This is a genomic window from Calothrix sp. NIES-2100 (assembly GCF_963875285.1).
Taxonomy (GTDB): domain Bacteria; phylum Cyanobacteriota; class Cyanobacteriia; order Cyanobacteriales; family Nostocaceae; genus Aulosira.
Window position 1 is genome coordinate 2818856 of the sequence record NZ_CAWNLA010000001.1, and the last position, 12054, is coordinate 2830909.

Genomic DNA, 12054 nt, shown 5'->3' on the forward strand with positions numbered 1-12054 from the left:
TGACGTTTTTAGAGATAACGAACGAGCGATTAGCGCTCCTGTTGAGACTTGAGCTGGGAAACGAGAGAATGGGCAAGCTCTACAGCCTGCCAGAGTAATACATCGTCTTCTTCCAGGCGGACAGTCGCCTTAACATTGGTTTTACTCACCTCCTGATTTTCTAACTGTGCCAAAATTGGTGACAGCAGTACACGGGCGTAGCTACCGTAGGCGATTCCAGCAATCGAGGACGCGGAGAGTGGGAGACGTTCTGACGCGGTGAGGGAGTTAGAAGAAACATTCCCCGCGTCTCCGTGTCCCCGTGTCCCTGTGTCCTCTTCTCCTGCTATCTTCAGCAGTCCCATCGCCTTTAACTTGGCAACGGTGTAGCTGTTGGTGCCGCCTGCTAACTGCACATATCCGGGTAACTTAGCTGCCAAAACTTTTTGTCCTAATTTCACCGCCGCTGAAGTGGTGCCATCGCCAATATCTCCACTCATCGGACGACCATCAGTCTGCCAAATTAAGGCATGGGGGCGGGGGTGCATTAGGTCATATAGTGCTTGAAGGTAATCAATCATGCCTTCGCCATCGGGACAGCTGATCGCTACTAATTTTAATTTATCCACCCACGGTGAAATTGCTTGCCATAATCGCTGAAATTCTGCAAACCGCCCTACCTGTGTATGAATCTCGACAGCATCTACTCCTGTTGACATTACTAATGGTGCGATCGCTCCCGGCGTTGACATATATGAGCTTGTATAAATTATATCATATGGGCAAATTGGTATGCAACGACCACAGCCGTAACACTTTTGGGCTACTACACCCGAGTAGTTATCTTTTATACTGTTAAACACAATTGCTTGTGCTGGACAAATCCTTTCACAGGGGCGGGGACAGTCTTGGGGGCACTCAGTCGGATTAAACTCTGCTTTGCGAAAATGGGGGTCTTCTCCATCATTCAGGCTGACCATCAAAAATGGTAAGTTCCCTTTAAAGGCAAAGCCTCGCTCCTGAGCATCAAAAGCTAGATTAGAGGCTACTGCTAGCGCTGAAAGCGCCGCTGCAATCACCGCCGGATCAGCTGCGACATCTATACAGTCAGCGCCCGCCAAAGTGTAGGCTAATGTTAAACTTCTGACCGCAGGTAGATGCTGGAAACTGGCTCCACAGATGAGCTTGAACCAGTGACCTTCTTTGAGGGATTGTAAAGGGGTAAACAGATCAGTCACATCTCTATTATGCTTTTATGAGACTGAAAAATGTAGTCTCTTATAGAGAAAAAATCCTGATTTCCCCATTTTTACTTCTCTTGGGTTTTACTCACCAATTGCGGATTCGGCTGTCAACCCTTGCTAGAAATAGATTTCACTGTTCTTTCAGTATGATGTGTGCCCTTTGGCTCTGATGACGAAATATAAACAAGAGGTATCAGAAATTTAACATTAAAGAACTTAATCACAGCCTGTATCAGCGCGAATAATTAAATTTAGTATAAATGCGTTTAAGCATATTATTGTGTATTTAATTGTAAAAGCAAAAACTTTAATACTCAGGTTGTTGTAGAGGAATTTCCAGTAAAAACTCTGCTCCTTGTCCTGGGGATGAAGAACAAGTTATCTGTCCACGATGCTTTTGCACCACAATTTGATAGCTAATTGACAATCCTAGCCCACTACCTTTGCCTACGGGTTTTGTGGTAAAAAATGGATCAAACAAACGCGATCGCAAGGACTGCTCGATACCAGGGCCATTATCTGTGATCGCAATTTTGACTGTATTGTTGTCTGTTAACTGTGTAAAAATTTGAATTTGCGGATTTTCAATAATTTTGCTGTTAATTGCCAACCCGTTTAATGCATCAATCGCATTATTTAATAAATGCATAAATACTTGGTTGAGTTCACTAGGATAACAAGTAACTAAAGGCAAATCTCCGTAATTTTTAACTATAGCAATAGCCGGACGATCTACAGTTTCCCGAAATCGATGTTGTAGCATTACTAAAGTGCTGTTGATGCCTTCATGAATATTCACCTGCTTCATCACCGCTTCGTCGTGTCGGGAGAAGTTTTGTAGTGCGAGGACTATGTCGGTGATCCGCTCTGCACCTCTATACATAGCACCCATGAGAGTTTGCAGATCCTTAGTTACAAAATTTAAATCTATATCTTTGAGGATTTTTTCAATTTTAGAAGTAGGTTTGGCATATTCTTGTTGATATGCTGTAATAATATTGACTAAATCTTGGATATACTGACCAGCATATTGCAGATTGCCATAAATAAAACTGATCGGATTATTAACTTCATGGGCAATTCCAGCGACTAACTGACCTAGTGCTACCATCTTTTCGTTTTGAATTTGTTGAACTTGCGCAGCTTGCAAATTAGCCAGAGCCTGTTCTAATAAAAGATTTTTTTCTTGTAGTTTAACTTGGTATAACCGCAAATTAATTTGATTTTCAATGCGTAATATAACTTCTGCGCCATGAAATGGTTTAGTAATATAATCAGCACCTCCCACATCAAAGGCTTTAACTTTATCTAAAACATCATCTAAAGCACTAATAAAAATCACAGGAACTTCCGCAGTAATTTTGTCACTTTTGAGTTGTTGACAAACTTGATATCCATCCATTTCTGGCATATTAATATCAAGTAAAATTACATCTGGTAAAACTACTCTGCACGCAGTCAGCGCCATTTTTCCATTTAAGGCTTTGCGAACTTCATAGCCTTGTGCTGTTAACATGGCTGATAAAAGACGCAAATTATTTGGGGTATCATCGACCACCAAAATATTCCCTTTATGATTGTTTTGGTTATTTGTCATTTGTCATTTGTCATTTGTCATTGGTCATTTGTCATTAGCCACTTGTACTGAGTGAAGCGATGCCCTCAGTCTATCGAATGGTTGAAGTATTTGTCATTAGTGATTAGATATTTAGACATAAATTTTTAGTCATGGAACATGGATCAACTATACTTATACAAATGACAAAGGACAAATGACAAATGACAAATTAATTACCATTGAGGTGCGGTTGTGAGTAGATTGAGAACTGATTGCTGTTCTATGGGTCGAGAGAAGAGAAATCCCTGAGCAAATTCACAGTTTAAACTTCGCAATTGGGCTAACTGTTCTATGGTTTCCACACCCTCAGCGATCGCTCGCATTCCCATTGAGTCAGCAATACCAATCATGGCGGGTACTAAACTTATATCTTCTTGATTTTCCTGCATTCTTTTGACGAAAGACTTATCTATTTTTAGTGCATTCAAAGGGAAGCTATGTAGATAACTTAAAGAAGAATAACCTGTACCAAAATCATCCATGACTAACTTAATGTTCCGCTCTTTTAATTGTTCGAGAATTGTTTTGACTGCATGACTATTTTCCATAATTACACTTTCTGTAATTTCCAGTTCTAATTTTTCGGGATTGACTTGAGTTTCATAGAGAATTTCATCAATTTGGGCTATGAAATTCGGTTGTGAAAACAGCCGCGCACTCAAATTGACGCTAATAGTCAGGGTTTCGGGTATGAGTGGGTTATCTTGCCATAAACGTAATTGTTGGCAAGCTGACTGTAACACCCAAGTGTTAATAGCGTTAATCAATCCGGTTTCTTCTGCTATGGGAATAAAATCTGCTGGGAGAATTAAACCACGAATTGGATGCTGCCAGCGCACTAGGGCTTCAAAGCCTGCTATTTTACCTGTAAGCAGGGAAACAATAGGTTGATAGTAAACAAGAAATTCTTGGCGTGCTACAGCTCTGCGCAGATCGTTTTCGATTTCTAAAAGCTGGATGGCTTCCTGATACATTATGGGATCAAAAACATGATATCTAGCTCTACCCAAAGCCTTAGCACGATACATTGCTGTGTCAGCGTCGCGAAGCAAATACTCAGGGCGATCGTAATCTTTATTTCCCCAAGCAATGCCAATACTGACATTCATAAATACCTCATATCTTGTGAGTTTAAAGGGAAGTGATAGCTGCTGAAGAATACGTTCTGCAACTTCAATTACCATATTGATATTGGTGGTATTTTCTAGCAAAATGCCAAATTCATCACCACCTAATCTAGCTATAGTATCCATCGCACTCAAAGAGGATTGTAGCCTGTGGGCAATGGCTAACAGTAATTCATCTCCGACTAAATGTCCTAGAGAATCATTGATCACTTTAAAGCGATCGCAGTCTAAATAAAGAATGGCAAATTGATAATTAGGTTGTTGCTTAGCACGATTTAGAGCCTTTTCTAGCCGCCTGATAAATAAAACTCTATTTGCTAAACCAGTCAGCGAATCATGCAAGGCTATATCTAGCAGTTTACTTTGCAGTTCTTGACGAGAAATGATTTCTGCCTGGAGTTTTTGCAGAGCTTTTTCTAGTTCCCAAGTGCGCTGTTTCACCCTTTGTTCGAGTTCGACATTGAGCTTAATTACTTCTAGTTGTGCTGATCTAAGGGCCAGTTGATTTTGCACCCGTACTAACACTTCTTGCAATTCAAAAGGTTTAGTAATGTAGTCTACACCGCCTACTTTAAACGCTTTTATCTTGTCAAAAACATCATCTAAGGCGCTAATAAAAATTACTGGAATATTAGCAGTCATATCCCAAGCCTTAAAACGCTGGCAAACCTCGTAGCCATCAACCTCTGGCATCATAATATCGAGTAAAATCAAATCTGGCAGTACTGTTTGACAAGCAGTCAAAGCCATTTGCCAGTTTAAAGCTTTGCGAACGTTATATCCTTCTCTGGTCAGCAGCGAGGATAAAACTCGCAGGTTATCTGCCATGTCGTCAATGAGCAAAATATCTTTTTTCTCAGGTTCTAACCGCTCGTAGTTCATTCTAGGTTTGTTTTAGTCAATTCCATAATTTTTTCAAACTGATAGTTGTTGGCTAATTCCCCCAAAAGCCGGAAAATTTGACTTTTTTCTGGAGGTATTTGCGCCAGCAACTCAAAAATCATGTCATCGCTACAGCTAGCTGCGGCATGACGTATATTTCTTAACCATTGATTAGGCATTTGCGACAAATGCCACATAAGTTCAGCTTCGCTAGGAAATATCTCTGTTTGTTGACTAGCAGATGGATTTACAGTCTCTACTGGGATGATATATTTTACACCCAGATGTTCGCTAACTTTTTCTAGTAAGACTTCTTGAGTAAATGGCTTACGAATAAAATCGTCGCAACCGATTGACAAAATTTTCTGTCGTTCTTCTTCAAAGGCGCTGGCAGTTAAGGCAATAATAATAGGTACATGGTTATTTTCTCTACTGGTGCATACTGGGATTGTTAACCATTGGTCAGCCTGGTGGGTGGAGGAGTTTCCTAATCTCCGTGTTTGGTGATGAGATGGTAAAATTTCTTCCTGATACTCCATTTGTTTTTTAATCACTTTTGTGGCTTCGTAGCCGTCCATGATCGGCATCCGCATATCCATCAAAATCAGGTGTGGTTCCCATTCTAAAGATTGGGCGATCGCTTCTTGACCATTAGTAGCTTCCTGGACAGTAAATCCGATAGATGTCAGCATTTTAACTAACAACAGCCGACTTTCTCTGACATCGTCAACCACTAGGATGCGATATTCGCCTTGATTTGGTGCTAAACCAACAATTTGCTGTTTATGTTGCTCCCCACGAATTTCACTAGCAACCGCCAGACTAATTTGAATATCGAAAGTAAATTTACTTCCCTCACCTGGATTACTGGTAACAGTAATATCTCCACCCATCATTTGGATGTATTTGCGGCTAATGGTTAAGCCTAGTCCTGTTCCCTGTTGCGATTGTCTACCAGTTTCGGTTTGTCCAAAAGCTTCAAATAAAAGGTGAAGTTCTTGGGGAGCAATTCCCGGGCCAGTATCTTCCACTTCAAAGTAAAGACGGGGATCGTGATCTTCTGGCGATCCTCCACTGACCCTAACGATCACGTTGCCTTTATGAGTAAACTTGATGGCATTGCCCAAGAGATTTAGTAAAATTTGCCGGAGTTTGCTTTCATCAGTTTGCACATATCGGGGAAGATTCGGAGCATATTCAAATACTAGTCGTAAATCTTTAGCAGCAGCGCGGAGACAAAACATCTCTTCCAAACTTGTCAACAGCCGAATTAAGTCAAAACTCTTGATATTCAAGCTAGTTTTGCCAGCTTCGATTTTAGACATTTCGAGAATGTCATTGATTAAATTCAAAAGATGCTCGCCAGCGCGATTAATAATTGCCAAATTCTCCTGATGTTCAGAAGATAAAGAATTGTCATTGCTCATGACTTGGGTAAAACCTAAAATGGCATTGAGTGGAGTCCGCAACTCATGGCTCATGTTGGCAAGAAATTTGCTTTTGGCACGGTTGGCTCGCTCAGCAGCTAATCTTCCTCTGGCAGCAATTTTTTGGGATTGAATCAGTTGTTTTTGAGTTGTTTGCAGTTGTTGAATAACTTTTAAGAGTTCTTGGGTACGTTTTTTGACTTGTGATTCTAACAGGCGATTGTATTGTGTTAACAATTTGTCTGGTTGTGGAGGTTGAGGAATTTCGGATAAATTAGGCGCAGTGACAACATTGTCTAATTCGTCATATATTGGCATTTTCAAGGCTTCAATCAGAATTGTTTTCTCAGGATAGCGAACTTCTAGTTCTTTAATTCTGAAGCTTTTTCCTGGTAAGGCTTTGGCTCCCGGTAGGCGATATTTGACAACTAGCTGCTTCCTGTCTAGGCTGCGGTAGATTTGCTCAGTGTCGGCCATATAAACTTGGTCAACTGCTGTTGCACCCCGACTAAAAATCTGCTGGCTCAGGCGATCGCAATTTTCATAATTACCTAGCCCCTGAGGTGCTAAAAATTGAGTCGGTTGACTCTGATTTATAGATAAAAATTGATTTAAGGCTGTATGTGTTGCTTGTAAGGTAGTTACAGTTTTGAGCAGATGAGTTTCTCCACTATTTAATGATTTAGCCAATTTACCCAGTTCGTCAGCAGGCTGGTGTTCTCTTGTCTGTTCTAACTTACCGGCAGGGATTTTTTGGACTGATTTATTGAATTGCATCATGAGCTTGATGAACCAGCAAGCAGTGATCAGACCAAATTGTGCAATTATTAAAAAGGCAACTAGAAATAAAAAGTTAGTAGGGTTGTTAGGGTTAATTTGTTTGAACAAGTCAGCTTCGTCAAGCACCACCACAATCAGCCAGTCGAGGCCAAACTCATCACGCCAATTTTTAATATTGACAAAATAACGAGTCTTTTGGGTTGTAAAACTAATTTTTTGTTTGCCAACCACGAACCCCAAGCTGCCAAAATGTTGGCGCAAATATTGAGTTGTGAGTTTGATTAAGGAATTTTCACTTTCTCTTGAAGGTAAAGTGTATGGTAGTTCGGGCGAAGAGTCGGCTACTATTAGTCCAGAACGCTCTAAAATAAAGACTCTGCCCCCATGACCGACGTTGAATTTAGCTAAAAAATTACTAATTTTTGACAATAGCAGATTTGTCCCAATTACTCCCACCAGTTTGTGAGTGCGATCGTAAAGCGGATAACTAGAAGATAGAGATAAATTTTCTGTGTGATTCCTGACGGGCTTGCCAAGATTAACTGCATTTCTATACCAAGCGTCTCGCCGGGGATCGTAATTTTTGACTTCCTTGAGATCGCTGCGATTCCCTTGCTGATCTGTAGCGTAAACATAAAGTTTACCAATACCCTGCTTTTGCGAAACTTCCTGAATCAAAAGTGTACCTTTATCTAGGCGTTCAATACCAATAAATTCACCCTTGGGATTAGCAAACTTGCTGTCGCCAAGATTTAAAACCTGCATTTGTTTCCAAAGGTAGTATCCGGTTGTTTGCAAGTCAGAAAGATTGAGCAAACCTAACTGCATGACATCAGAGTTAAGTTGATTAACTTCCCGAGGAGTTGTTAAGTATTGATCGAGATATTGTTCGATGCGATCGCAGATTTCGCTTTCTAACTCAGTTGCTAGATCTTTTACCGCTGTTTGTGCGTTGTGAAACGAAAGATAGCCCACAAGCCCTACAGTTCCACAAAATTGCAACACAAAAGGCACAATTAAAACAGATTTGAGGGGCATCATATTGATATAAGTTTTCTCAACTAACCGATTGAGAGATTTGACGGGCTGAAGTTTAGATAACATTGTTTTTAGATTTTGTCCCCATTGCTACACCAGGGATACAATTGTAATATAAAATACAAAAAATATCAGAAATAGTACTATTTTTTGGTTCAAATTCCATGACGCACTTCGCCTAAATTTGTATCAAAAATAGCAGCACTTCTGTTGAATATAATTGTTGTTCTTACTTTATTCCTCCTCTACTCAATTTTAAAGTTTGCTTTTAACAGGCAAATTTGCTGAATTTTCTGTGAAAATGTCTCAGCATATTTTCTCTGATTAGGGAAAATATATATTTACACTGATTCGGATTCGCATCTATATTGGTTGAAATTTAACTAATTAACTACAGTATGCAGATCCAGATTAACTGTTACAATTGACACTAGAGCCGATAGGGAATTTTAAATTGTTTACCTCTTCAGTATCCAGCCTCTAAATCTCTGGTTTTAGGCAAACAATCATACATATTCAATTACAAAACTGGAAAAATTACTAGATAATATAGTCGATTAAAAAGTTAAAAAATTTTGGAGATTTTTGCTATTTGTTTTTTTATTTGAAGAAATATTAAAAATATTAAGTAAGTGTTGCGATTTCGTTGCCAATTTGTAACGTTCTGGCAACTGATGCGGTAGATAGTCTTGTATTTACACTCAATCTGTAAAAATGATTAAACCGGGATGAAGCAGCCCAATCTGGCAAAGTTGCTTGTCGCTGCTGGACAAATATTTTTTGAAAGTTGCTGTCAGCTTTAGAGGAGTCAGGATCGCGTGTTGGTACTATGCACCTGCTACAAGGCTGAATTCCCAAAAAGCAGACATCTCCTATCCGAAAGGAAACAGTCTCATCACTTTGAGGGCTAAATAACCGGTCTTCCCAAAATGCTGGTACACCGCCGATTTCAATATTGGCCCGTATCCGACGGCGCATTTGTTCCACACTCACACCAGGAAACCAGGAAGCCACTGCTGTCAAAGTTGCGGTACTAATCACAGTCGGGCCTGGACAGTTGCGATCGTCGGGGAAGCCCATCTGTGAATTTTGCGCTAATGTCACCGCAAAACCAAAAAAATCGCTTAAAGTTGCCTCTAGCGACTGTCGTTCCCGATCTAGATGAAAAATTTCTGGTGAGTCATTGCTGGGAATTTGTAGAGATATGGTTCTCTGAAGAAGTGCAAATTCTGTTCGCAATAAATGAATTTTGGCATGGCGTTTAGCATTGACTACATTACCGCCCTGATCAAAAATGGCAAATTCACGGTCATACTCTAGCGCACCACTAGGAAGAACTCGGACGTTTTCAACTTCCACGCCATCCAAGGACTTAATGGGGTAGAGTACAATCTTGGCTAAGTATGGCATTATACAGCGTATTTCTGGTTAACGAAGTATACAGGTGGGGGCACAACATCTTGTGCCCCCACGATTATCTGTACCTCACCAAAAGTTTTTCGGCCTATTTTCTTATAAGTTTGTAATCACTATTTAAGTCGGTGGATTTTTCCGCACTAATGTGATTCTACGAACCGATTAAAACTTTGACGATAGACCACTAAGTTTACGGATATAAAGGTGATTTATCGAGACCACCAACGTGATTGAGAGGCCAGAAACGCAGCACAGCACGACCGATGATATTTTGCTGAGGAACAACACCCCAGCAGCGGCTGTCATAGCTACTGTTACGGTTATCGCCTAGCACTAAATATGAGTTGGGGGGTATAGTCTGGGATTTTGCCAAGAAGGGTACTTGCTGTGTTGATGAACAAACATCAATGACTGTACGTTGTTGGGCGCTGAGGTACTTATCTTCCTGGAGGGGTTGGTTGTTAATATAGACTTTGCCATTTCTGAGTTCTACTTTTTCCCCAGGTAAGCCAATTATACGTTTAATAAAAGCATCATTGTATTGTTCTCTTTTTAGCTCGTCTGTAGGCGAAAAGACGACAATGTCCCCCCGCTGAGGTTGAGAAAACTTATACTTCAATTTATCCACAATGATCTTGTCTGCCTCCCACTGGTTTGGAGTACCATGCAGGGTAGGTTCCATCGATCCCGAAGGAATCCAGCGAGCTTCGGCAACAAAAGTACGAATTCCTAGGGCTAGAACTATGCTTAATATAACTGTTCTACCTAGCTCTGCAATCCAGGAATTATCAGGTTGTTGACTAGAATTTTTATCAGACACTTGATTTTGCATGAAATTACTGAAGTAAAGAAAAGATGCTGGTAATTAACTCGCCAAGGGAACTATATTTATAAATTTTAACGGCAAAACTTTGCTTTGATAGTTACGTCGCCATTTTTACAGAAATCTACAGATATAACAATAAACTTTTTCTCACTTGCGGCAAAAATTGACTACTAAGAGTGCAACCAAGTTTAACCTAAAAAGATAGTTGTCTGTGAAGTATAGTCCTCTATCTGAATATTGTTAACTCCATGTCATCACCAAAAAGTTTACTAATTCGCCGTGCCCGGATAATTCTACCTAATGGAGAATTCATGGTTGGGGATGTGCTGACGCGCGATCGCCAAATAGTCGAAGTTGCACCAGAAATCTCCACACTAAGCCCAACTAGAGAAATTGACGCAACAGGGTTAACTTTGTTGCCAGGAGTCATCGATCCACAGGTGCATTTCCGCGAACCCGGACTGGAACACAAGGAAGATTTGTTTACCGCCAGTTGTGCTTGCGCCAAAGGGGGAGTAACTTCCTTTTTGGAAATGCCGAATACTCGTCCGCTCACAACTAATCAACAAACTCTAGACGATAAGCTACAACGTGCCTCCACTAAGTGCCTAGTTAATTATGGCTTTTTTATTGGGGCAACAGCAGAAAATCTGCCAGATTTACTGACCGCCAACCCGACACCAGGAATTAAAATTTTTATGGGGTCGATGCATGGTCAGTTACTAGTTGACACCGAAGCAGCTTTAGAGGCTATATTTGCTCAGGGCGATCGCTTGATTGCCGTTCACGCTGAAGACCAAGCGAGAATTAACCAACGTCGCCAAGAATTTGCAGGAATTCACGATCCGGCGATTCATTCCCAAATTCAAGATAATCAAGCGGCACTATTGGCAACTAAGTTAGCATTAAAACTTTCTCAAAAATACCAGCGTCGCCTACATATTTTACATATGTCAACCGCCGAAGAAGCGGATTTACTGCGGCAAGATAAACCCAGTTGGGTAACCGCAGAGGTGACACCACAGCATTTAGTATTGAATAGCAGTGCTTATGAAAAGATTGGCACTCTGGCGCAGATGAATCCACCATTGCGATCGCCCCATGATAATCAAGTCCTTTGGCAAGCGTTACGAGATGGTGTCATTGATTTTATCGCCACCGATCACGCCCCCCACACCTTAGCAGAAAAAGCTCAAGAATATCCCAATAGTCCCTCTGGGATGCCTGGGGTGGAAACTTCCCTTGCTTTAATGTTAACCGCAGCTATGGAAGGAAAGTGTACCATTGCCCAAGTTGTGAATTGGATGTCAAAGGCTGTAGCTGTTGCTTATGGTATTCCCAACAAGGGTGCGATCGCTCCTGGTTATGATGCTGATTTGGTGCTTGTAGATTTAGATACTTACCGCCCAGTCCGGCGTGAAGAACTGTTAACTAAATCTGGTTGGAGTCCTTTTGAAGGTTGGAACTTGACGGGTTGGGCTGTCACCACCATTGTTGGTGGTGAAATTGTCTATGACAAAGGTAAGTTAAATACAGAAGTCCGTGGTCAAGTTTTAACTTTCTTGTAGCCAATCTTTATTTCCAAGTTACGTACTGTAAAACTATAAATCATTACACTTCAAGGTGATGGTATAACGGACAAAGCCATTGCTAGAGATTGTATGGTCAATGGTCAATGGTCAATGGTCAATAGTCATTGGTCATTGGTCATTGGTCA

The 12054-nt window shown here is 40.8% G+C and carries 7 protein-coding genes; 1 reads left to right on the plus strand and 6 read right to left on the minus strand.

Annotated elements, in window-relative coordinates:
* Positions 1-29: 29 nt before the first annotated feature.
* The 6 genes from ldpA to lepB all read right to left on the minus strand — a co-directional run bounded on the left by ldpA (position 30) and on the right by lepB (position 10343).
* Entirely contained in the window at positions 30-1217 is a 1188-nt protein-coding gene (gene ldpA, locus AACU32_RS12090; RefSeq protein ID WP_096599787.1) for a circadian clock protein LdpA, read from the minus strand.
* A gap of 313 nt (positions 1218-1530) precedes the next feature.
* Complete coding sequence (locus AACU32_RS12095) at positions 1531-2820, minus strand: hybrid sensor histidine kinase/response regulator (RefSeq protein ID WP_096599788.1); 1290 nt, start codon at positions 2818-2820, stop codon at positions 1531-1533.
* 194 nt (positions 2821-3014) lie between these two features.
* The gene (locus AACU32_RS12100; RefSeq protein ID WP_096599789.1) at positions 3015-4850 is read right to left on the minus strand and encodes a two-component system response regulator; all 1836 of its coding nucleotides are present in this window, start codon (positions 4848-4850) and stop codon (positions 3015-3017) included.
* Complete coding sequence (locus AACU32_RS12105; RefSeq protein ID WP_096599790.1) at positions 4847-8161, minus strand: hybrid sensor histidine kinase/response regulator; 3315 nt, start codon at positions 8159-8161, stop codon at positions 4847-4849. Before AACU32_RS12105 ends, AACU32_RS12100 begins: the two co-directional genes overlap by 4 nt.
* A gap of 558 nt (positions 8162-8719) precedes the next feature.
* On the minus strand, positions 8720-9505 hold the full coding sequence (locus AACU32_RS12110; protein ID WP_096599791.1) for an MOSC domain-containing protein: 786 nt from the start codon (positions 9503-9505) through the stop codon (positions 8720-8722).
* A gap of 196 nt (positions 9506-9701) precedes the next feature.
* The gene (gene lepB, locus AACU32_RS12115; RefSeq protein ID WP_096599792.1) at positions 9702-10343 is read right to left on the minus strand and encodes a signal peptidase I; all 642 of its coding nucleotides are present in this window, start codon (positions 10341-10343) and stop codon (positions 9702-9704) included.
* A gap of 242 nt (positions 10344-10585) precedes the next feature.
* Between lepB and AACU32_RS12120 the strand changes: the two genes are divergently transcribed.
* The gene (locus tag AACU32_RS12120) at positions 10586-11905 is read left to right on the plus strand and encodes a dihydroorotase (RefSeq protein WP_096599793.1); all 1320 of its coding nucleotides are present in this window, start codon (positions 10586-10588) and stop codon (positions 11903-11905) included.
* Positions 11906-12054 lie beyond the last annotated feature (149 nt).